Annotated in this window: 17 protein-coding genes and 1 tRNA gene; 6 read left to right on the top strand and 12 right to left on the bottom strand. The window is 57.3% G+C overall.

Features of this window, described 5'->3' with window-relative positions; all coding sequences use genetic code 11:
• Window positions 1-520: 520 nt before the first annotated feature.
• Window positions 521-1,909, bottom strand: coding sequence for a methyl-accepting chemotaxis protein (locus tag ACNJYB_RS06260; protein WP_439373184.1), 1,389 nt, complete (start codon window positions 1,907-1,909; stop codon window positions 521-523).
• A 562-nt stretch (window positions 1,910-2,471) separates the two neighbouring features.
• On the opposite strand from ACNJYB_RS06260, the gene ACNJYB_RS06265 reads away from it, so the two are divergent.
• Complete coding sequence (locus ACNJYB_RS06265; protein ID WP_439373185.1) at window positions 2,472-2,699, top strand: hypothetical protein; 228 nt, start codon at window positions 2,472-2,474, stop codon at window positions 2,697-2,699.
• Window positions 2,700-3,750: 1,051 nt separating this feature from the next.
• Here the strand turns inward: ACNJYB_RS06265 and ACNJYB_RS06270 are convergent.
• From ACNJYB_RS06270 to tnpA, 4 genes are read right to left on the bottom strand one after another with little or no spacing between them, the layout of a single operon-like run.
• Entirely contained in the window at window positions 3,751-4,374 is a 624-nt protein-coding gene (locus tag ACNJYB_RS06270) for a UPF0149 family protein (protein ID WP_439369411.1), read from the bottom strand.
• Window positions 4,371-5,930, bottom strand: a complete 1,560-nt coding sequence (gene tnpC, locus ACNJYB_RS06275) for an IS66 family transposase (RefSeq protein WP_439375474.1) — start codon at window positions 5,928-5,930, stop codon at window positions 4,371-4,373. Before tnpC ends, ACNJYB_RS06270 begins: the two co-directional genes overlap by 4 nt.
• Before the next feature lie 50 nt (window positions 5,931-5,980).
• Window positions 5,981-6,334, bottom strand: a complete 354-nt coding sequence (tnpB, locus tag ACNJYB_RS06280; RefSeq protein WP_027577378.1) for an IS66 family insertion sequence element accessory protein TnpB — start codon at window positions 6,332-6,334, stop codon at window positions 5,981-5,983.
• Window positions 6,331-6,792 (bottom strand): IS66-like element accessory protein TnpA, encoded by a 462-nt coding sequence (gene tnpA / locus ACNJYB_RS06285; RefSeq protein WP_439369410.1) that lies wholly within the window; start codon window positions 6,790-6,792, stop codon window positions 6,331-6,333. Before tnpA ends, tnpB begins: the two co-directional genes overlap by 4 nt.
• A gap of 501 nt (window positions 6,793-7,293) precedes the next feature.
• On the opposite strand from tnpA, the gene ACNJYB_RS06290 reads away from it, so the two are divergent.
• From ACNJYB_RS06290 to ACNJYB_RS06300, 3 genes are all read left to right on the top strand, one after another.
• Complete coding sequence (locus tag ACNJYB_RS06290) at window positions 7,294-8,913, top strand: hypothetical protein (protein ID WP_439373186.1); 1,620 nt, start codon at window positions 7,294-7,296, stop codon at window positions 8,911-8,913.
• A 640-nt stretch (window positions 8,914-9,553) separates the two neighbouring features.
• The gene (locus ACNJYB_RS06295) at window positions 9,554-10,279 is read left to right on the top strand and encodes an FkbM family methyltransferase (protein WP_439373187.1); all 726 of its coding nucleotides are present in this window, start codon (window positions 9,554-9,556) and stop codon (window positions 10,277-10,279) included.
• Between the two features lie 1,157 nt (window positions 10,280-11,436).
• A complete protein-coding gene (locus tag ACNJYB_RS06300; protein WP_439373188.1) occupies window positions 11,437-11,820 on the top strand; it encodes a hypothetical protein in 384 nt (127 codons plus the stop codon).
• Between the two features lie 1,010 nt (window positions 11,821-12,830).
• Here the strand turns inward: ACNJYB_RS06300 and sctV are convergent.
• The 7 genes from sctV to ACNJYB_RS06335 all read right to left on the bottom strand — a co-directional run bounded on the left by sctV (window position 12,831) and on the right by ACNJYB_RS06335 (window position 21,533).
• On the bottom strand, window positions 12,831-14,981 hold the full coding sequence (gene sctV / locus ACNJYB_RS06305) for a type III secretion system export apparatus subunit SctV (protein WP_439373189.1): 2,151 nt from the start codon (window positions 14,979-14,981) through the stop codon (window positions 12,831-12,833).
• A 7-nt stretch (window positions 14,982-14,988) separates the two neighbouring features.
• Window positions 14,989-15,417, bottom strand: coding sequence for a tetratricopeptide repeat protein (locus ACNJYB_RS06310; protein WP_439373190.1), 429 nt, complete (start codon window positions 15,415-15,417; stop codon window positions 14,989-14,991).
• A gap of 2 nt (window positions 15,418-15,419) precedes the next feature.
• On the bottom strand, window positions 15,420-15,956 hold the full coding sequence (locus ACNJYB_RS06315; RefSeq protein WP_439373191.1) for a hypothetical protein: 537 nt from the start codon (window positions 15,954-15,956) through the stop codon (window positions 15,420-15,422).
• A gap of 32 nt (window positions 15,957-15,988) precedes the next feature.
• Window positions 15,989-16,882 (bottom strand): SctD/MshK family protein, encoded by an 894-nt coding sequence (locus ACNJYB_RS06320; RefSeq protein WP_439373192.1) that lies wholly within the window; start codon window positions 16,880-16,882, stop codon window positions 15,989-15,991.
• 423 nt (window positions 16,883-17,305) lie between these two features.
• Window positions 17,306-17,584, bottom strand: coding sequence for a hypothetical protein (locus ACNJYB_RS06325; protein WP_439373193.1), 279 nt, complete (start codon window positions 17,582-17,584; stop codon window positions 17,306-17,308).
• Between the two features lie 803 nt (window positions 17,585-18,387).
• Entirely contained in the window at window positions 18,388-20,181 is a 1,794-nt protein-coding gene (locus ACNJYB_RS06330) for an HrpF/NolX family T3SS translocon protein (protein WP_439373194.1), read from the bottom strand.
• A gap of 680 nt (window positions 20,182-20,861) precedes the next feature.
• Window positions 20,862-21,533 carry a secretin N-terminal domain-containing protein gene (locus ACNJYB_RS06335; RefSeq protein ID WP_439373195.1) on the bottom strand — a complete coding sequence of 224 codons (672 nt, stop codon included), beginning with the start codon at window positions 21,531-21,533 and terminating at the stop codon, window positions 20,862-20,864.
• Window positions 21,534-21,738: 205 nt separating this feature from the next.
• Between ACNJYB_RS06335 and ACNJYB_RS06340 the strand changes: the two genes are divergently transcribed.
• Together ACNJYB_RS06340 and ACNJYB_RS06345 are read left to right on the top strand one after the other, a co-directional pair.
• Window positions 21,739-21,807, top strand: a tRNA-Glu gene (locus ACNJYB_RS06340).
• Between the two features lie 722 nt (window positions 21,808-22,529).
• Window positions 22,530-23,390 (top strand): tyrosine-type recombinase/integrase, encoded by an 861-nt coding sequence (locus ACNJYB_RS06345; protein WP_439368084.1) that lies wholly within the window; start codon window positions 22,530-22,532, stop codon window positions 23,388-23,390.
• Window positions 23,391-23,393 lie beyond the last annotated feature (3 nt).

The raw sequence follows: 23,393 nt of genomic DNA on the forward strand, positions 1-23,393 counted from the left end.
TTAGAAGTTCTGCGGGAGGACAATCGCGCGATCGTTCGTGCCGCAAGCCAGGCCAGCAAGGCCGCGGACTACATCCTCGGCTATTTGCCCGATGCGGTGATCGCCGAGAGGATGGAGGGAGCTGAAGCCGCCTGAACCGCTTGTTTCAGGCTGTCCAAACATAGCAAGAAGGGTTGCCGGATATCTGCGACGGGTCGGAAGCCGAAAGAGGTTCTCGGCCGCCCGTCGTGGAGAAACGAACAGCTCAATCAACCACTCAATCCTCTTCGCGACATTCCCTTCAAACTGGTGCTGAGCCAGTCAGACCAGAATGAAAGCGGGGGTAAGATCGAGCAACTCGCAGAGCGCACGGCCTAACGTGCCATGCCGAAACCTCTCAAACGTTCGACCGGCCTGAACGCTATTTAGGTTCTCGCGGCGCCACTTTCCTCGATTGCGGCCGATCGTAAGATCGAGCCATTGATTGTCTAACAGGGAAGGTGCTTCGATAGAGGCCGCAACATGCGTTCCACTCCACGCGTTACGCTCGTATTTTGATCAAGAAGTCGTTGACCTGCCCCTCCAACGAACCGAGATTGTTGCTCAGCTTTTTGGCGTTATCCACGACCTGGCCCGCCGACGAGCCGGAGGCGCGCGACGCATCGTTGAGTACGTCAATATCTCGGGATGCCTCGCCCATATCCGAGCTGATGTGTGTGATGCTCTTCGAGATGTCATTCGTAACAATCGATTGTTCTTCTATCGCAGCCGATATGCTGCTCGATATTTCGCCCATCTTGTCTATAATCTCAGCGATGTCAGCCATCGCTGTGGTCGCCAATCCCGTCCTATCCTGAATGGCGACAATCTGAGCATCAACCTCGCTCGTCGCCTTTGCTGCCTGGGCCGCGAGATTTTTCACTTCGCTGGCCACCACTGCAAAGCCTCTACCGGCTTCGCCAGCTCGCGCGGCCTCGATCGTGGCGTTAAGCGCCAGCAAATTGGTTTCTGATGCTATTCCCTCGATGAGTTGAACGACGCTGCTGATCTTCGCAATCGACGCAACGAGCTCGTTGAGGGTTGCTTCCGCGTGCACCGTTTTATCTCGCGCGGATTGCGAAATGTTCGCCGCAGTCGAGACTTGCCTGCTGATCTCGGAAATTGAAGCAGATAGTTCTTGGGCAGCTGACGCAACAGCGCTTGAGTTTTCCTCCGTCTTCTTCACGAGTCCCGTCATGCCGTCTGTGCGAAGGCAAACATCGTCTGTGGACGACCGAATTGCCGATGAGACTATTTGCATGTTCCGAATCGAGCTCGCGACAACATCGACAACCCGCGACACGTCGTTTTCAAAATTGTTCGCAAGGCTGAGCCGCTCTTCGCGCATACGGACCAGATCAGTTATGTCCTGCCAACCACACACAACTATTGGACGTCCTTCGAATTGAGAAACTATAAGGCTTGTCCTGACTGGAATGGAAGTCTGATCCTTGCGGCGAAGCCACCACTCGATTGTGACATGACCCGACTGCATGACCAACTTATTAGTCTCTTCGAACATTTGCGCAACGCTCTTGCCGTTTGGCTGCGGATCAACCGAAAGCGCGGCAAGTGCCAACCCTCTCATTTCTTGTCTATTGGAAAAGCCAAGTATATGAGCGGCGGCATCGTTACTCAGGACGCACCTGTCGGAGTCGAAAACTGCGATACCGTCCTTGAGCGAATCAAAGGCGTTGATTGCGATCGTCTCCTCCAAAGTCTTTTCTGAGGTCTGCCTTCGCGGCGATGTCGCAAACGAAACAGCCAACATCAATCCACCGACAAGCAGGCCGCTCCAGAAGTGAATTGACAACGCGTCCGCATTGGCAGCCACCGTTGCGGCCGGAACAAACAACGCCAGCGCCAGGTTAGATATTCGATTGTGCCACATCGGTGCCCCAAACTACGGATGAAACTAATGCAAGTGGCTATATCGATTCTCGATTAAAACTCTCTTTTTTCAGCAGACGACGTGACGATGAATCTGGATAGAATCTTAGCGCATATACGAGAGTATACTCGCCTATACGCAAGTATGGACGAGCGTGCGGCTATCCGACCCTTCCTTTCCGCCGCTGACGGGACGTGACTGACCTGCTCGTAGGCCAGTTCTGATACATCGCATTCTTTTGGGGGCAGGCGGTCACATGATGATCGAGTGCCTGCCACTTTAGAGTAGCCTAGCGGCCCGCGATGCGCTTGATCCAGTCGGTGTCCCCTTCTGGAAATCAGGTGCCCGCTCATTCCGTCGTACAACAGGTACTTTCCGATAGCCACGCTGCTTCAGTTCACGGATCGGAGCCGACCGCCTTGCCGGAGCTCGCAGAATAGAGTTGGTACGCCATGCGCGTATGCGCGACAATGCAAATGCCGCCAACTTACGATCTTCGAGAGAAAAGGCCGCCAAATGGCGGCCCATGAAAGTCAGATTTCGCGCTGGGTCAAAAGATCACGTGAAAAAACCAGCCCCGGGTAAAACAGATAGCGATGCAAACCAGACCTCCGGTACGGAAAAGCTACGACACTTCGCCGACGGACAGCAATATCATTTGTTCTGCTCCTACCGAGACAGGCAAGGGCTGGCGCGAAGCCTCCCCGCCAGAATTGAAGGTATGGCGGCGGTGTTCAAAACCGCTTGCGACCTGGCAGGAACACCTAATCCCAATCCTGCCGCTCTTTGAATGTCGTACGCTTGACGCGAGCTTGATCAGGATTCGGTCGGCGGATCAGAAACTCTATGGTACCAGCAACGGTCATGCTCGCTGTGCAAGGGACCGCGTCGCGCACGAGCTTGATCAGTCCGCGGGCAAGGACCACGAGGATCAGAAGTTAAAGCTCAACTTTGTATACTAGCGGTGCGTGCTCATAGACGTCCGCTTCGCTCTGATAGCGACCGCCGTTGTGCGACCGCAGCAAATGTCGTGATCGGCCGAAGGCGGAAAACCCCTCTTCGGGGCGGAGCTTTGGTGCAGGACCTTAGTACCCGTCTCTAGGACTGGTGACATGGATGAAGTGCACCAGCTCAGCGCGGGCGTCGAACTCAAGATCTGCTAAAACCATGATGACAGCTTCCACACCGTTGCTTGCTTCCGCCGTGTGTGTCACGTGTCGCGATGTATCTTGGTGCCAGCTCTTGCCCGGGGCGCAGAAGCAGACGGTTACGGTGAATAGTGGCACTACGTCCTCTCCTACCCGCAATAGCCGATCAAACTTGTATCCCCCTTTCTCCCAGAGCTATGATACCTGCAATCATTGCTAGCGAGGCAGCAATTAGCCAGATGATGGTCGAGCCCCGCAGACCGAACGGGATGAGATGAGCGCGACACTATAAACAATGGGCAAGAAAAACTGCCACTGCTGAAATAGGTGGGCCCCAACCAAGGCCGCCAATGCTGCGATGACCAAGAAGCTCGTCGCCGGGCCGAGCCAACCGAAGACTAGAATGCGTCTCAAGTCGGGGCATCCTCGTTAGCCTCTTCTGCAATCTCGCTTGCTTTGATTACGAACGGTAAAGTTATGCCGATCTCCGCGACGGGCGTTTTCGGCGGATTCGGCGAGGGGTGTTGTTGGGTTGATGGCCGCTTCTGCCCGTAACCGGCGAACCGTGGTTGGTCACGATGAGCGTTGCGATCGGCCGGACTTCTATGAGTCAAATTCCAAACTGGGCTCGAATGATGTGCAACGAACTTGCCGATTATGAGTAACCGGTATGAGCTCCCACGTCCGCTGTGATCAGCGGGCGCGTGCGTAGCGGATCGGCATCCAGTATTGGCGCAGCGCCTCGACGGCCGCTGGAATATCGAGGTGGGCGTTGCGGAGAAAGTCCTCGGTCTCGCGGCCGCTTCGCGGCGGTCCGAGCAGCGGACGGCCCTGATCGTCGCGACAGTGCAGCAGGACGGGTAGCAGCAGGCCGTGATTGACGTTGCTGGTGTCCAGCAACGGCGCCCACGCCGACAGCCTGAGCCGCATCGCGACATAGAAGCCCTGGCACCAGGGACGCGCATCGATATCGCCATTGACTTCACGCCGGTGCATCGGCGCGAACTGGCGAGGCGTGGTCGAAAGGGTCTGGCTGATCTCGTTATGACGCAGCGCAACGGCGGAGATCGCCGCGAACTCCGGAGTGCCGCCGTGGTTGAAAGCATCGGCATCGATGGCGAGCAGCGGGCAGATCCAGTCGAGTGGGCTCATCGACACTGGTCCAGCCACGATCGCGGCGACGTAGCCGTCGAGCATGGGAAGACTGGTGGCGGCAGGATGCTGATCGACGCGAGCTTGGAGCCATCTCTCGAGTTCCGCAAGCGGCATCGCGGCGGCGGCCATCGACGACGATGTTTTATGGCGACGTGGGCTCATGCGGCAGCTTGTGCGACGCGCTCGCGTGCCGCCTTCCAATTCCAGGCAAGCAGCTCGTGCAGCTGATGGCTCTTGGTTCGCCCTGAAACGATGCGTTCCAGCACGTCGTTCAGATAGGCCTGCGGATCGAGCTCATGGAGTCTTGCCGTGTTCACGAGCGACGCCAGGATTGCCCAGCTCTCAGCACCGCCGTCGCTACCGCTGAACAATGAGTTGCGTCTCCCCATGGCAATCGGGCGCATGGAACGCTCGACCGTATTGCTGTCGACCTCGACGCGGCCGTCGCGGAGAAACAGCGTCAACCCGTCCCAGTGATTGAGCGTGTAGTTGATCGCCTCCGTCAGCTTCGACTGCGAGAAGAGCTGGTCGACCATGGCGGTCAGTCGCGCCTTGAGCGCTGCCATCAACGGTGCGCTCCTGGTGCGGCGGGCGGCCAGCCGCTGCTCGGCGCTGCTGCCGCGGATCTCCGCCTCGATAGCATAGACCGCCTGCAGGCGTTCGATCACCTCGTGCGCGAATGGCGACTGCATCATCTTGTAGATCTCGACGAATTTGCGTCGGGCATGGGCGAGACAAAAAGCAAGCTGGATCGCGCCACCATGGCCGCGGGCGAGCGCCTTGTAGGCGGCATAACCATCCACCTGCAGAATGCCGGAAAAATCCGTCAATTGTCCGGCGATCTCCTCGGTGCCGCGGCCGTCGGCGAACACGTAGGCGACTGCCGGCGGCGAAGGGCCACCCCATGGCCGGTCATCCATGGCATGCGCCCAGAACTGGCAGATGCGGGTGCGATGTCGTCCGGGATCGAGCACGGGCATCGGGGTCTCGTCGCAGAACACGCGCGGCGAGGCCTGAATTGTGCGCAGCTGGAGCTCATAGAGGCTCTTGAGCCACCAGGCTGCACGCTTCACCCAGCCGGCAAGCGTCGCCCGGTCGAGATTGACGCCCTGGCCGGCCAGAATCTGCACCTGCCGATACAGCGGCAAATACCAGGCGAACTTCGAGACCACCACGTGAGTCACGAGCGCGGTCGAGGCCATGCCGCTCTCGATCAGGCGCGGCAACGCCTTCACCTGGACCACGCCATCGGTGCAGCTGCGGCAGCCGTATTTGGGACGGATCGTGCGCAGCACCCGCAAGATCGCCGGGATGATGTCGAGCACCTCGCTGACGTCCTCACCGATCTTGTGGAGCTGACCCTGGCAGCACAGGCAGGCCGTCGCCTCCGGCTCCAGCACCTGCTCGCAGCGCGGCAGGTGCTTTGGGAGTGCGCCGATGTTGCGGCGCGCCTTCTTGCGCACCTTGCCGGGCGGCTTCGCCGCAGGCACATCGTCGTTGGCCTGCACAGGCAACGTGGCATCGGTCTCGAGATCGCCCAGCTCAAGCGCGAGTTGCTCGTCCACGAGCACCGCAAGTCGCTCTGAGCGCTTCCCGAAGATCATCTCCTTGAGCGTCTGCATCGCCACACGCAGCTTCTCGTTCTCGGCGTCAAGCGCGAGCACCATCTCGGTCAGAGCTGACGGATCGGTCGGCAGAGCGTCGGGGCGAATCGCCATGATCGAACGATACATGCGCACGCTACACGCTCCAGCGAAATCCTCACCTCTCAGCCGACAACGGCCGGCTGCTTCACAGGCTTGGGTGAGACACGCGTCCACTCAAGCCCGTCGAGCAGCATCGCGAGCTGCGTCGCACTTAGATGCACCACACCGTCGCGGATCGGTGGCCAGGTGAAACGCCCCTGGTGCAACCACTTCGTCACCAGCACCATGCCGCTGCCGTCCCACGCCAGGAGCTTCACTCTGTCCATGCGTTTGCTGCGGAACACGAAGACGTCGCCACAATACGGGTTCGCACGCAGCGCTTCGCTCACCAGCGCCGACAGCGTGTGCACCGACTTGCGAAAGTCGACCGGCTGCGCCGCCAGCACCACCTTGAGGTCGGAGCGTAGTGCAATCACCGGATGCCCCGAAGCGCCGACAGCACCGTCGAAAGTGTCGCCAGCTCCACGCCCGGCTCAACCCGGATGCGAACCCCACTCAGCTCGATCTCGATCACCCCGCAGGCCTTCGCCGGCGGCGCGGCGATCTCGAAAGGCCTCGTCTGTGATGGCGAACTGCGCTCGGACTCGCCGGCCGTCTCGCCGTCGCTCTCGGCACCAATTTGGATCGGCACGAAGCTCGGCGCCTTGCCGGCCACCGCCGCCGCAACCTGGCGTCGCCACACCGTGAGCAGCCCGCGGGAAACGCCATTGCGCCGCGCCACCTCGGAGATGTTCGCACCCTCCTCAAAGCTCTCCGCCGCGATCCGCGCCTTCTCCTCGCCCGTCCATCGTCGCCGCCGGCGCTCCCCGGTGATCACCTCGACGCGACGATAGGAATCGCCTTCCTGCCTGGCATCAAGCATGGCATTTGCCATCGTTCCACCTCCACCGAACCGCTCATGCCAGGCTGTATCGCGCGCAAGCCGAGGGATGGCTAGGTGGGGGCGTCACGCCGGTTACGATTATGAACCGGCTGCCATCAAGCCGATGCTGTTGAATAAGCCGCTGGTGTTCCTCGGGGTGAACCCAACGAACGGAAACTCCGCGACGTCCAATCCACTGCTCGAGGTCCGTGGAGAGAGTGGGACAGAGCCGTCCAGGACATCGCGGACGTCCTGGCGGATCCTGAAGGACTACTAACGCGTCGCGCTTCAGACAACGTGTCCGGATCTGAACCTCGCGAGATCATCGTTACGAACAAAACGGCGAGATTTTCTTCAGTCCCGTCGCTCTGGCGGCGCGAGCCGACACGTCTCATGTCTGGTACGGCGCTTGCTTAACGGGAGACGGAGCCACGTCTTCATGTGCTGGCGGTCAAATGCAGTCGCCTGTGATGGACCCAAGGACATCGGTTCTTTCAAGGAGGGGCTGAAAGCATGTCCGGTATTGCTGCTGCGTTTCTACGCTCTTCAAGCAATTCACGGGCGACGGTTTATGATCAGCTCAAGCACATGGTTCCGAAACTTGCCCTTCGTGGGCAGGCGGGAATCGGTGTCGCAACGTTTATGCACAAGGAAGGTGTTCGATACGCGAGCGCGCTTCAGTCATCGTGCGATTCGGTGCTCATTGAGGACGGTGAAGACGATCCGAATTTTAGACCCCATGTCGCAATCGCTCATATCCATAGCCGACGCCGCGGGATCAGCGGTGGCGACCTTCAGCCAATTCACAAAAATGCGGGCACCAGCCGCCATTTGTCAATTTCTATGGATGGAGCTTTGGTCAACGGCCCTGAGCTCAGGGGAGAATTGCTCGCCCAGGGCCATAGGTTAAGCGGCAACACAGACGCTGAGCTCTTGCTCAAGTGGATCGAATGCTCTTGTGAAAGAGACTTTTGGCGGCACAATCTATCGGTCAACTACGAAAAAGTCTTTCGCGACATTGATGATCGGTTTGATGGCGCTATTAGCGCCCTTATTCTAGACGGAGAAGGGGATCTAGTTGCGTACCGTAATCGACGTGGTTTGCGACCACTGGAAGCAATGCAAACAGTTGATGGGTTCTTGCTCTTTGCTTCGGAAAATTGTGCTTTTTCCGGCCTAGAAGGCAATAACCAGCAGATCTTGCCAGGCCACATCAAGTATGTAGACAGGAAAACGGGGCATTGTGTTGAAGGCCCTGTGAGCAGCCGGCGATATAAGACCAAACTCTGCGCCTACGAAACTCTCTACTTAGGAAATCCGAACACATCGATCGAAGGCCAATCACATCTCGAAACCCGGTACAACATCGGGTTCGCCCTTGGTGGCATTGTTGCGAAGCGACTGCAAAAAGGACCGGGCTCCGCGCCCATTATTGTTTCCTCCATGCCGCATACTGGGGGGCCGTACGCCGACGGCCTGTTTGCATCTCTTGCCGACTGCGGCGTGTTCGCCCAACGTCAGGAAGTCGCCGCAACGCAATCTCTTCAGCGAACTCTCATTGGCACATTCAGCGAAAGAAGGTCTCGCATTGCTCAAAAGTACCGCGCCTTGGGAAATAGCCTTGCGAATAGCACGATAATTATGGTCGATGAGGCCCTCATTCGTGGAGACACGAGCCAGGCTGTCACGAGTATGCTGCTTTCGGCGGGAGCCAAAGCCGTACATTGGGCGTTCGGATCGCCCCCTATAGTGGCTCCGAACTACTACGGCATGGGTATCGATACACTAGATGAATTGGCATTCTGGCGGATATGGAAAGAATTGTCGCCCGAACAGCGCAAGCAAGCACTTCGCTTCCACAGAATGGGGCCGCAAACTCTCAAGACCATCGAAAGCAATATTGCGGCATCTATCAACGCAGCCACGATAACGTATCTGCCTTTTCCGCTGCTAAGATCGTTGCTGCCCCGGACACAAAGCGGCTTCGATTTGTCACCGTTTACGTTCGAGATGCCAACCCCTGCAGGCCGAAAGCGGGCCGAGAGAAGCTTGCGCGAATTAATGGCCGATGTTCGATGCTCCGAATCGCCCCCCTCTTGTGATCAGACGATGAAAGCCGTTCTCAGTCTTTGATTGTGGGCTCGAGGATGCGCAGCACGGCGTGGCCCGAGGCGATCGAGAACTGAGAGCCGCCAATCGAATGACGAGAGCAACGCTTGGCGGCAGCCTAGGTTCTTGGCTTAAATTATCTTGGATTGTCGCCGCGCAGTCCAGGCCGACAAAGCGACATCGGCTCCGTTCATGACAGGCGCGATGTCTGTGGACGTGCTTCTGCGAAGGCGGCTCATCCGGCAACTCCATGTCAGACGATGCCTGCTTCCAAATAGCATGCAACGCTCGTTATCGATCTATCGCATTTTTACCTCTGTTGCTTGGATCGCCCCAACTGCATGACGGCGCTTGACAAGCGAACCTCGCGCGCCTTGAGGTGAAATCGCCATAGCACACTTCACCATGCGAGACGTACGAGCCCTTTAGAGCGGTACGTCGCGCCATGGATGCCCGGTTGACGCTTCAATGTTGAGAGCCCGACAAAGTGTCGCGGCCCATTGCAGTGGTCGACTGGCATGCGTGCGTGTTTCTCTTACGTTGCGCAAGGGAGAACATATTTCACGCGTGGCACGCCGATTGCTGGAATGTCAAAGGGCTGCCAACTGCAAGCTGGTCGTAGCGGCAGGTCCCAAGATAGCAGGCGGCAGTGGAGAGCGCGCATATGTTTTCCGAGTTTGAAAACCAGTCCATTATCCAGGAGGTCGATAGGCTCAGTCTTCCGCACTCTCGGATCAAACACTTTGCCCCGGCTAGCTATGCACAAGCCGGAGAGGACGTGATTCTGGAAGGAATTTTTGCTGCGATACTCTGCAAGAGCCAAAGGTCCTGGGATAGTATTTTCTACGTCGAGATCGGCGCCAATCACCCCGTCTCTACCTCGAGTACCTATCTGATGTACCAGAAAGGCGCGCGAGGTGTTCTGGTCGAACCAAATCCTGAGTTGGGGGCGCTGATCCGAACCGCGCGACCGAGGGACGTTCTCATTCCGTCAGTGGTCTTGCCCGCTCCGCAGGCGTTTGCCACGTTATTCATCGGAAACGCCCATGAGCTGTCCTCTGTGGATGAAGCACATGTTAAAAGTTTCGGCGACTTCGATGGCTTAGGAGGTATACGCGACCGTATCGAAGTGAGCGCCGTCGGCATCAACGAGCTATTGATCCCTTATGCGGACAAAATCGACTTTTTATCGATTGATTGCGAAGGACTGGATCACGATCTGATCAAAGCCATCGACTACGAGCGGATCAGACCCGCTGTCATTCAGTGCGAGCCGAGTGAGCACTTTCTTAAGGGCAACAGGGCACGGATCATCAATCTGATGGAATGTAGGTCGTACCGGCTTACTGCAATGACAGACATCAACGTCATCTTCGAGCGATTGACCTGATGCGGCTGTATCGCCAAACCCCAACACCTCCCGGATAGTGTCGCCGTAACATCCGACTCGTCGAGCATTATGCGCGGACAACCCGACCAGAGGGTTTCACAGTTTCGGCTGATGCATGCCCGGCCTTCTTGCGGAGCGATTGCTGCATTAGGCTAAGTAGGATCGCGCTGGCGGCAACCATGGTCAAAGAGGAGCGCTCTTGAACCATGCATAGCCGGTACTTCGGCTTCGAATGCCCCATATGCATTCGGCTAATCGCGCCAGCCCTAGCGGCCATGATCTCCCTTTTGTAGAACGGATAAAACGATGTGGGTTCGATACTGGGGCAGTGAACGCCCGGATGGGCGTTTCCTCCCGACCTTTGATCTGCGCGCCGTCTTTGATCTCCCATTTCAGGGCGATGGAGCGCCTATTACCGAGCTCCTCAGGCACGAATCTCAGGCGGTCGGGAAACGCCGGCTGCGGGAAAGCCGCTGCTGGGATCTTGTGAGCGCCAAGCCAAATGGCCGAACTAGTCGACCACGACCCACAGGCGCAATCGGCTGCCATCTGCGTATGAAGAGAGGTCGATGCCAGCGGAGTTGATGAAGGCCGTCCGAAGACGATCGCACGAACTGCGCGCGATCACAGCTAAACCTCCATTTATCTGCTGGCGTCAGCTTGTGGACAGCTAAGCTGTCTAAGGGGGGATAAGGTCGAATGACCTGCAAACAACCCAACACGTATGATCCAAAGGAGTAGGGTACGCTATGTACGGTCGAATCAACGATTGGTCCGGTAGTTCCTCGTATGAAAACTACCATGCTGAGCACTCGGATTCCGAAAACCAAGACGTTTCGGATGCATTCGCTCGGATGCGATTGCAGGATGGAGCTGGTAGCTCATCTTCGCGTTATTCTCTCTCTTCAAGCCCGCCTGTGGTCGAGATCGACAGAGCGACATTCAGGAGAGAAGTGAGGAACTTTCATGGCGAGGAAATCAACCGAATCGCCAACAATCCACACGAGTACTCCGAATTTGTATCGGATAGAGCCAAGCGCACTTCGGAGGTTGCCAAGGACTATAGCATCAGAAGAGATTCCGATGATGCCCGATATTACAGCTACCAACTGGGAAATAAGAGCGTAGGGCTCCAAAGAACGGAGCCCGGATTCAGCATGACTGACTTCGAAAGCAACAGGTGGCGAGAACAGTTCCCCGGAGCAGATAGCGTCACCTCAATTGTCGATTTCCAGGTTGCTCATCCGCTGGTCACGAACGCTGGCGATATTCTGCTCGAGCATCAACTTCGGCAAGACGGCGAACGGCCTTTGGTGAACTGGCGTCCTGCCAATCCAGAAGCGAAAGCCCGGGCACAGAGCATGGGGTTCGTTGAAGTCGATGAGGACGACATGGTGCTCGATGCAGCCAGGTCCGGAAAGTGGAGAATCAACGACGACGGTAAATGGCAGCGTGCAACTAGTTCTCAGCGTTATCTATCTAAAGTTGACAGTGATGATGAGGTTGCACAAGCGTCCGATTCGGATGGTGACTTTATGTAACGCGGATCTGCAAGCATTCTTTCGAGATGGTCGGCTTGCGGTCGAGGGTTGAGCCGAGCGAAACCGATCACCTCGACTGGATGAGGTGCAGTAAAGACGGCACCGCGGCGCTTATGAGCTGCGGGGATGAATACGTCAACAAAGCCCCGGCTTCAAGTCGGGGCTTTTTCATTAGCACCCTGTAAAGGAAGAATCATTCGCGCGGCTGGCGGCATTATGGTGGTTGCTCGAGGTGTACCTCAATGTTCAACATCAGAGCGGTTATGATTTCTCGGTTTGATGAGTTAATCTGAAGGACGAGTGTCTTCGACCGCTTCGGTTGAACACGCCAAAAAGATGTCACCGATATCGTGCTAGTGGGTAACGCTACGACAACTTCACGTCCATCGGAGGCATTCTAAGGCGGACGGCACCAGATGCTGCCTGCTACCAGCGCGCGATTTAGCCATTGCGATTAGAACCGTTTGGCTGAGCGGCTGGTCGCGTCCTACTGTGTAACGCTTGCCAGCCTCAGCAAGCACCATCGACAGCTTGAGGTGGTTGAGCATAGGATTGTTGGGAGCCATTGCGAGAGCTTGCCGATATAACGCTCGTGCTTCATGGTGGTGCCCCTCGTCATCGAGTACAACCCCTTTCGCGCATTCAGCACGCGCAGGACCGCAGGGGCTGACAAGTAGAACTTGTCGAGCACCTCAGGTGCCTCATCCGAGCGCTTGCGCGCCAGCATGGCCCGCAAGAGGAATCGCAGCACGTCACCTCGTTGCTGCTTCAGCGTTTCGCGCAAAGTCTCCTGGCCAGCATCGCTAGGAGAGCGGAAGCATGTCTTCATGCATAGCAGGATCGACCTCGTTGCTGCCTGGTGGATCTGGAGCGGGCGTTTCCTGCGGTGAAAACGTGGTCCTAGGGAACCTCCGAGTAGCAGAAAGGCAAGCGAAGCAAGGATGGCTGAGTACAACGTCGAACCAAAGGAGAACAATTCGCCGCCCGACAGTTAACTGATGCAAATTAGACTACGATTTCGCGACCACCTGCTGTGCTTTGTTAGCTGGCTGCGGCGACGGGTCACGACGCTCTCCTGAGGGAGTGTTATGTTTTGAAGCCTCGAGCTTGACGGATCCAATCGGCTGGACCGTAAAATCCGGAGCGAGATCCTGATACGACAGAACAGGCAGATCGATCCCGTTGCGGGTGAGAAAACCCCGAAGGAAACGCCGGATATCCATTGAACCCAGAATGACGGGTTGGCTCTGACCACGTGCGACGCTCGAATTGATCTTGCGGAACTGCGAAAGCAACATCTCGCTCTCGCGATCCTCCAAAACCAGATAAGGCCCCACAGCGGTGTCGCGCACCGCACCGCGCACGATATCCTCGGTTTGACGCTCTACAATAAAGGCGGCCACCACACGGTGGCCGTTGGCATAGCGATGACAGATCTGTCGCTTCAAACCGGAGCGAACATATTCGGTGAGCAGGACGACATTTTGTTCGCGCTCGCTCCATTCCGCCAGCGCCTCCAGGAGTAATCGAGTATTGCGGATTGGGATGCCCTCGTCCAGCAAGCGCCGCAAGACATCGGCGATCCGAGGCACCGGGGTCGTGCGCAGCACCTCCTTCACCAGATCGGCATATTCCTGCTCCATCCGGCCCAGCAATTGTCGGGTCTCCTGAATACCCACCAGGCGTTGTGCATAGCGCGTCAACGTCGACTGGACGCGCAAGGCGACGACTTCGCTCGGACGGTGATGACCTATTCCGGCTTGTTTGAGAGCCGGCGCATGACTTTGTTCGATCCAGATCCGATTTGACTCTATGTCTTGCCGAAAGGGGATACCGCTCAATTCAATGTTCGCCAGGTCGTCGTTGAGCAAGAGTTGCGTCGGCTCAACAAAATCCTGCCCTACGGGCACTCCCTCAACGTCTACCCGGAATTGCGATTCAGGTAAGTGCCGGTCGACTTTGGTGGGTATACGCGGAATTGTGATACCAAGATCAGATGAAACCAATGCCGAAACACGCCCGATGGAGCGTTCAAGTTCTTCCTTATCGATTGCATCTGCGAGGTTTGGTGCGAGGATTAGGGTGATTGGAAGTGCCTCTGCAGGCAAGGTTTGCTTCTGAGCTTGCGACGCAGCTGGAGGTGCGCCGGTGCTGCTGCTGACCCCTGTTTCGGCGGCGGTCTTACCGCCGTGCACACCAACGCCGATAAAGCTCACCGCGCCGAAGATAGCGGCCAGCATCATGAATGGAGGCAAGGGAAAGCCCGGAACGAGCCCCATTACAATCAACACGCCGGCGGCCAACCGCAGCGCCTGTGTGCTGGACGTAAGCTGGCTGATGATATCACCGCCAAGATTGAGCCTGGAAGGACCATTGACGCGAGTAACAATGGTTGCTGCTGTTATTGACAGCAGTAGAGCCGGAATCTGGGAAATTAGCGCATCACCAATTGTCAGGATGGTATATTGATGGAGCGCCTCCTCAAGGGGCATGCCCTTGGACAGCAAGCCGATTGTGATACCCCCCAGCATGTTAATGCAGATCACTATGAGCCCGGCGATGGCGTCGCCCTTCACGAATTTCATAGCGCCGTCCATGGCGCCGTGAAGTTGGCTTTCTTGCTCCAGCGCTGCTCGTCGACGGCGAGCTTCGTGCTGATCCATGTGCCCATTGCGCAGCTCCGCGTCGATCGCCATCTGCTTGCCCGGCAGCGCGTCGAGCGTGAAGCGCGCCGACACTTCTGCGACGCGTTCGGCGCCCTTGGCGAGAACCATGAACTGCACCATCGTCACGATTAGGAATATGACAATTCCGACGGCAATGTTACCCGAAATGACGAAATCGCCGAACGTATGGATGATGCTGCCAGCATCGCCCTCAGCGAGAATCAGCCGCGTCGTTGCGACTGTAAGAGCTAGACGAAAGACGGTGGAGATCAGGATGACGCCCGGCAAGGACGAAAAATCAACTGGCGTCTTGAGATACAGGGCGACCATCAGCAGCAGTATGGCAAAACCGAGGTTGAAGCCGATCAGCATGTCGACCACCACGATCGGGATCGGCATGATCATCATTCCGATGGCCAGAAGAAGTATCAACGCGACCATCAAATCTGGGTTAGCCGGTGCGCGCACGATGAGACTGCGTAGGACGTTGGCCATAAGGAGCCTATTTTTGTTTGATTGGAGCTGCGCTGCTCCGCAATGAAACATAGCTTTTGAAGATTTCTCGGGCCTCATCCATGCGGCCAGCCTGACGCAGGGCATGACTCCGCAATAGCATCAGTGGCAAACGCGACGACGGCTGGTCGTCAAGTTCGTCCAGCCTGTCTAGGGCTGCCAGTGCTTCGTCGCCGTGGCCCTGGGAGATGAGAGCGTAAGCCAGAATGCGGAGCAGCTCGACATCTTGAGAATGTTCGTGAGCGAGGATTCGCAAGAGAGCTAGACTTTGTGCACTCTGCCCGCACGCAAGATGGACATAGGAAATCGCGCAGAGCAAATCACGCTCATTCCGTGAGATGAGCAAGTCCTCAGCGGCTCTTGAAGGGTTTGGTGACGAGGTGGGTCTGAAGTGTTGCACTCCGCCGGATTCGGCCATTCCTAGCCTTTGATCAAGCCGTTGTGATTCTGCCGGAGCAGGATTAGCCGTTGCAGCTCCAGCTTTAAAATGGCGACGCCTTCACGTGACGCCGAACCCTCTGGCGCAGCCGACAGTGAATCGGTCAAACGCTCCAGAAGAACGCCGTGTTTCTCTGGGCGCAGAGCATCCGAATCACGTAGTCGGGGCGTGACGAAGGAAAGCAGGTTGCCTGCGAGATTAGGACCGTTAAGCCAAGTAAGTTCTGAGCCTGGCCTGATCTCACCGTTCTGAGCGCGTGCCTCGTTGACGTTGATGCGCGAGACGGATTCGATCGAGTTAAGCTCCTTTGTGGTCTCAATCGTGGCGCCAACGGACAGATCTCGCGGATGCGTGTCATCAAAAATAGCGGGACTCTTGCCGCTATTTGCATGCGTTCTCTCGAATTCAATGTCCTTGGCTTCAGGAGTGGTCGGCGTGGGGGCAGGTGAATGATCGTGGATGTCGAGCGCCTGAAAAGAGGCGCTAGGCTCTACCGAATGCTGGGGCAGCCTAGTCATGTCAGTTTCCATCTTTGCTGCGGGGTGAAGCTCTAATAGGGAAGAGCAAGAAGCTGGCCATTCCGGCTTAGCAGCACACGTCCTTGCTCAATCCCGTTGACGGTCCATCCATTATTCAACAGCGCGCCCACGAAGTACTTTTGACCCGCGACAACCAGATAAGGGTTAACTCCGCGCCAAACGGCTTGGACGGCAATTGGGGCCGGCGTCTTCTCCTCTTTGACGGCTACCGCGTTGACAAGAACATTTGCGCCATTGCCATCGTGATCAAACCGTTCCTGGAGTTCCTGCCATTTTGCTAACGAGGAGGGCGTCACAGTTCCGCCAGCGCTGACAACGCCTGCCTCAGACCTGATTTTGATGTTGAAAAGACCCAATTCATCGACTTCCTTTTGCAGCCGGTGGGCAGCTGCATCGGTCGACAGAGCATCAGGAGCGTTGATCGCCAGCTTGGGTGCGACTTCCGCGGTACGGGGCAGGTCGGGCGTCAGGGCGACAGCGCTGTCCGTCCGCAGGAAACTGATTGAGACTAAGCCGACCGCGACAGAGCTGGTCAAAACAGAAGCTAGCACGGCGATTATTCCGAGCCGGCGGCCGATCTGGCCAGATTTTTTAGAATTCTCTATGGACCAACGAATGGACATCTCGCCGGCATGAATCACAGCGGGAAGAGCGATAACGACGGGCTCGTTCGGGGACATATTCTCGTGCCCCTCGATCCTGACTTCCCTGGCAAGGGGCTCAATTTCGATCGAATTGCCGCGCGGGGTGATACGAAAGTGATGGCGTTCGAGCCCTTGCTCGACGAAGACCAAATCAGCGTCCAGCTCGCCGCCAATCAGGCATGATCCCGAGCCAACTTTGCCGGTTAGTCCGGAGTAAAGTCCCGACAGCACTTCGAAATGTAGGGAATTTGGCTCATTCACAGACTTGGGTCTCCTGAACAGCAACGGAGCCGTACGGCAAAGCCGTACGGCTCGTTAGCGAGCTTGGCACAAGGGCCGAAGGTAGGACGACAGCGTGGTCCCACCTCATCCCATTACTGCACCCGCTCGTCCGCTACTTTCTTGATGCTCGAGAGCTCTGTTGAAACGACACGAAGCTCCACATCCCTCTCAGTTGTCTTCAGGCTCGCCGTAGTCAGAGAGGCGATTTGGGCATTCCACGCCGCCTCTCCGGTAGCTTCAGCAGCCGCGGTGCCAGCCGCAGCAGTCGCAGTGCCAGCTGCCCCGCCCGCAGTCGAGGCAGTAGTCGCACCAACCTTACTAGAAGGCATATTGTTTCTCCTGTTTGTTCGGATGTTGCCGCTCGGGCGCGGCTCCTATTTCCTGATGTCGCAAGATCCGACGTCAGGAATCCTCGTCGCTAATGTCCTCGTGTAAACGGGCCATTGCGTTATTTGCCATTTGGAAGGCCGCGGTTCGCAGAGCTGCGCTGAATGCTTGTTGCAAAGCGGCCTCCTGCGAGCTGCTGTCCGGATTGGATGTGCCATTCACAGGACTGCTTGCACTTGGCGATCGGCCATGATCGTCATGGTCGTCAGGTGTGCGCGAGCCTTTCTTTTCGTTACGAGACGCATGCAGGTCGGGATCAATGCGCGCATCGGCGCTCGAACTCGGAATGCGCATCGCGTTCTCCTATGTCAATTCAATCATGCCAAGGCAATCTTTGCTTTCCTCATTGTGCGAGCATTAGCTTTCGACAACCTGACGGGTCTTAGAAAAATTGTCGGTTTTTCCGGATCAACCAATTCGACGTGAGTGGTACCGCCCACGGGCGGAGATCATCTGTTTTGTGCGAAGAAAAGCCATGATTGATGCTTGGTTCTGGCGATATCGTTGATCATGAAGCTAGCTTTTATGCGGAACGCGTTGAGGATAAAAAACCCGTTCAGGCCGCGATGCTACAGCGTCCGGCCTACGGTCGGCGGCGACATTTCTTCCGGCATTGCGTTTCGCCGCGCGAAAGCGGCGATATGCCTAGATCCGTCCAAAGAATACCTGGAGTGTTGAGATTGCTGAGATCAAGCGAGCGCAAAGAGCGATCCTAAATCCTGCTACGCCTCTCCGCGATCAATCAGTTCCGCGCAAAGCGGGCAAGGCCACGGCTCGCGCGGCGGCCTTCCTCATCCGTTCTGCCCTATGTGCTCATCTCAGTCGCGCGAGCATCCTCATCGGCACCATCCGCTTCTGTCACGGTGTTAAGAACTAACAAATTCAGCTACTGGTCCCGGAACCGCTGATCGAATAGAGCCGAACATAGATTACGGGTTCGTGAACCGACAAAACAAGTCCTCCGAAGTCGGCGTAAGGAGCTCGAATAGGTGGCAAGCTTGCGCGCCCCGGTCGGTAGGCAGTGGGATCCAACCGCACGGTCGCTGCGCAAGCCCGCCTAGCTTCTCAGTCTTGACCTGAGAGGCCAGACAATCTGACTAGCTGTAGACGCCTGCAGCTTGCATGCCCTCGGACTCAATCCGCACCTTAAGGTTGTTCAAATAGTCCTCGGCGTAGGACTGTGCCATCGAGACCGGAAGGTTGACGCCGGCCGTAGCGGCTTCTTGAATCGCTTGCTTCGCCAAGCCTTCGCGCATGGCTAGTTTGACCTCTGGGCCGCCGACACAGCCGACCGCCTGCGCCGCAAGACTGAGGCCCGCTTCTTCCAGAGCTTGCTTTATGTTGCCGCCTGAGATGGCTGTATGCAGAAGATTTGCTGCTTGCGCCTCGCTCTCGAGCACCATTGACGCTAGATCGGTCAATTCGCCCAAGCCTGGAATGAAGCCAAGTACACCAACCGCCGTCGCCGCCCAGTCGAGCACGTTCGAGCCAACCTTGAGCACGCCGTCAAGCCCGTGCATGAAGGCGCCGCCGTTTTTCTTGGGTGACTTGATGTCGGGCTGATCCGCAACGCCCGCCATCATGTCCGCGACGGCGGACTGCTCGCCAGCCGTTTGAGCGACATGCGTTTTCAATTGGTGAGCGGTGCGGTTCGCAGCAGACATATTGCTGAAGAAATGAGTGAAGTCGTTATTGCTGATGTTGCCGGAATCGACCGTATGGCCGCCGCCGAAGTCAAAGAATTTGTGGTGTGTTTTGTAGCCTGTGATCGAGTTGTTCAGTAATCCAAACAAGAGAGGATCCGAGAGCAACTGGGACGCCGCCTTTCGCACGTCGGGGGCGAGGCTCTTGTCGTCGACCATGCTCGCTAGCTTGTCTCGGGTCAGGTCTCCCTTCCCGAAAAACGGGCCTTGGTTCTTGTTGATCACGTCCAACGTACCCAGTTCGGCTGGAGTGAGGTTCATCGATGATGAAGCAACCTGCAAGAAGTCCTCTTTGTGGACCTTATCTATCGAGCCACCATACAACTGCTTCCATTTGTCGGGGTGATTGAGGAAGTATTGAGCGGCCGCGAGAACCTGAGGTGGGGATTTGCCGGTCTTGGCCTCGCCATCGACGATCTCCGTGAAATCGGCGAGGCTCAGGTTTTTGGGCAGGTCGTCAGAATACCTATAGAGCTCGCGCAGTGCATCGGTCTCGGTCATAACCGCTGGCTGGCCATCTTCGGTGACGTCCGACGGAATGTAGTTATGTTCGTAACTCTGCGCCTGCTGCTCCTGAAAGGCAGCAACCTGCGGGTGAGAATCGGAGAACCCGGAGAGGTCGCCGGCCTTGATTTTCCCGCCGCAGCGGCCGTCGCCTTGTGAGCCTATCGCATAGAAGAGCTCCGGATCCTGCTGCAGCGCCTCGATCGCCGCCTTCAGATCCGGCGGTGTGGAGGAGTCCTTCGCCAAATCTCCGAGCGACGCCCAATCGAGAGGGCATTTATCTTTATGACGGTTCAGCACCGACACAATCTGCAACTCGGTGTCAGTCAGAGTGCCGCTATTCCATGTGATCCGTGAGCTCGGGACCGGCGCAGCTGCAATCGCATTAGAGCTCGCAGCAGAGGTTGGCTGCGGTGGCTGGCCATAATCAGCATCCAATGCAGCCCTGACATCAGGTGGTAGGACATTCCGCGCCAGCTGCGTGAGTTCCGCCGTGAGGTCTTCGGTCGCCCCTGCCGACGTGGGATCCGGAGGTACGGAATGATCGCCTGTCACGTCTTTCGAAGCGTAGCTTGCCAGCACCGCCTCGAATGTCGACAGCTCCTGCGACGGTGGGAGTCCGGGAGCAGGCCCGGACCAAGCACCGGTTGTATTGAGAGCTAGGGATAGGTTGTTGACCGACATTATACATCCTCTGCTGTGAGATTGCGCCACAGCCCTGTCATATGGTGCAGCCCGAGTTCGCGACGAACAACTAAGTGTCGATAGGCAGATTCCAGCAGGTCGCCCTGCTACTCGTGGCCGTCCAGCGCTCAGTTCCGTGCGATCTATAGGGTCATTGCCCTCTAGATACTCGCCCCTTATGGTAGTGGAAGTTAGCTTTCGAGAAGCTGACGGCGCTCAGAGGAATTCCTGAAGCGACATGAATGCGGTGCCAAAAGTTCCGGCGTAGTTTCAACACCCGAATTCGCGCCAGATATGTTTGACGCGGCACGGGATTGAGAACTCGGGTCTACGAATCGGTAGAAGACGCGAGCCGGAAATGATTCTGCGGCGTCTCATGGCACACGAATAGGACGTAGCCGCGCCTGCCGCCCCGCGAAAAGCCGGTTAGTGTCTGCTCTATGCGCCATGAGGCACGATAGGATCAGACAACGTTTGCCGACGTATGTCTTAAACGATTGAGATTGTCGGACTTGAGAGTGGAGCTAAACCCGTAGCTAGTGCTGCTCCGGATCATCCATACGGCAATCGGTGCCCATCGTCTGGGTCTCGCGCTCTCATGCTGGCAGCATCTCTTTCGCGCTGACAAAGCATGCCGCGGTCGCATTGAGTGCCGTCGTAAGCGCTTACTTGCTGTCAATTTATCTCTGGCCTGGACCAGGCGCTTGAGCCACGCTGTTTTGATGCGAGGCGTCGGGCGAAGGAGGCCCCTCCGGTCGTCCGTCGCGAACCACCGTACTTGAGGATCCACGAAACAACATCAGAACCGACTCGGTCGGCGGCTTTTCGACTCGCATAGGGCTCCGGCGCGCCTGTGCCTCCGCCATTAGGCCCTTTAGCGTTTCATCGATAAGCGCGATAAAGCGGGGCGGACCAGAAACGAAGACGAGGCCCTCTCCTGGTGCAGCTCTCACGACATACCTGTCATCGGAGATGTTAAGTGCGTCGAGGGCCGTCTTGAATGTATCGAAGGTGATCGGATTCAGGACAAGCAGGCGGCTTTGCGCCTCGTGGGCCTCGCTTACGTAAAGCATCAGCCCATCGTAATACCATTGAAGATTGTAGAGGCTGCTCAAGCGTTCGAGGAACTCTCGCGGCGCGAGATCAGGCATCCGCCCGCGAATCCGCCCCTTTACCTCGGTGCTGACGTTGATTCGGATATTTAAGTTGTTGCCGAATTCCTGCAGTGCGGCCGCGAGGTCCTGATCCAGGACCGTATAAGTATAAGATGTCGAAGGCAGCTCTAGGGGGGCGCAAAGCGCCCTGACGACAGTCAAGGAGATGAAAACACCAACGATTAGAATCTTCTTCAAAGTGTGCAGCCTCGTTGTTCGGATCAGTACTCCCGGCCTCTATGCACCTGAGAACTACTGAAATCCGTCCAAAAGTTGGAGGTCGAACTTTTTAATTGGAAGCCAATCGCGATTGAACCAAACATCGCGGCTTGCGTGGCAGTTCGCCACAGTTTGTCGCTGTTACTAAAGGTATGATCAGTCGGTGGTTTTTCAAGTGACGTGGTTTGCGGTAGTTTCCGCGCACCGCCCTCTCAAGGCTGAAACAGGGGTTCGATTCCCCTAGGGAGCGCCAGAAAATCAATAACTGATCTGCCGCGCGCAACGGGTAATGGTCCACCGACCACGGAGCGACCGTGTATAGACTTTTTTGAGGGCACAAGGCGCTGCGGTACGCACCCCGCTGCTCAGAAGGCTCAGCTTCCTCGCGAGCGATGGCTCGCCCACGCCGCTTCATTCGCAATTCGCAATCCCCAGAACCGTGGCGCGGCCAGACACAGTCGCTATTACGTGATGCGAGCGGACCTGGTTGCCTCGGAAGCGTTTGCAGGCCAACTGCCAACTCATGCCGCCTCTGGCAATCTGAACTGATGCAGCACGGGGAGGCCGGCCGGTTCAGGCTGGCGGGCTGCGCCGTTTCAAGAGATTAGAAGAAGGCAAGTAATCCCGGCGACCATGACGTCAAAGCCGGTCAATGCGACGAGGACAAAGGCTCGCTCGATGCTGTCCATGGACTTCCCCCACTCATACGCGCATTCCCAAGACGCGAGGCTACATTGCCGACGTGCCGAATCAATTCGATTGTCAACCTGCTGCACGCACGGGGCTGTGGATAGCGGGGGCAACGGCAGTGGCGAAGCAGTTTGGGGCCGCTAGAGCGGTTCACGGATTTATTGAATCGGAGGGGATTGAACGAAGCCGCTGGCGCGGCATGTAGGGAGGCATAGCAAGGATTGCCTCCTGTCTGAGAGGATTGCGGGTTTTCGAAGCCCAACCCTTTAGACAGGAGGTTTTCCGATGGCTGAGATCAGCCCACTTCGCCGCCGCATGATCGAGGACATGACGGTCCGCAATCTGTCACCGGCGACGCAGCAATCCTACCTCAACGCCGTAGCGAAGTTGAGCCGATATTTCGGTCGTTCTCCTGACCGCCTCGACCTGGAGGATATCCGTGCTTTCCAGGTTCATCTGGTTGCGACGGGGATGTCCTGGCCGGCGCTGAACCAGATCGTCTGCGCACTGCGGTTTTTCTACGGTGTGACGCTGGGTCATGACACCGTTCCGGAGCGCATCGCCTATGCGCGTAAACCGCGCAAACTGCCGGTGGTGCTGAGCGCCGACGAGGTCGTGCGCTTCCTGGAAGCAATCCCAAGCCTCAAGAGCCGTACCGCGCTGACCACCGTCTATGCCGCAGGCTTGCGCGTATCGGAAGTGGTCCTCTTGAAGGTTGTCGACATTGATAGCCAGCGGATGTTGATCCGGGTCGAGCACGGCAAGGGCGGCAAGGACCGTTACGTTATGCTCTCGCCGCAGCTTTTGAGGATTCTGCGGACGTATTGGCGGCTCACTCGGCCCAAACGATGGCTATTTCCCGGCCGCGACGACGAGCGTCCGCTCGTCCCTAACGTGCTGCACGCCGCCTGCCGTTCAGCCTGTACGGCGGCCGGCTTGAGCAAGTCGGTGACAGTGCATACGCTGCGGCACACATTCGCGACCCATCTCCTGGAGAACGGGGCCGACGTGCGCATCATCCAGGTGCTGCTCGGCCATGCCAGTCTGCAGAGCACGGCGCGCTATACCCAAGTCGCCACAAAGACCATCAGCAATACGCCAAGTCCGCTTGACCGGCTCCGCCTGGAGGTCGTGCCGCCCGGCTGAGCG

Source organism: Bradyrhizobium sp. SMVTL-02, assembly GCF_051853005.1.
In the GTDB taxonomy this organism is placed as follows: Bacteria; Pseudomonadota; Alphaproteobacteria; order Rhizobiales; family Xanthobacteraceae; genus Bradyrhizobium.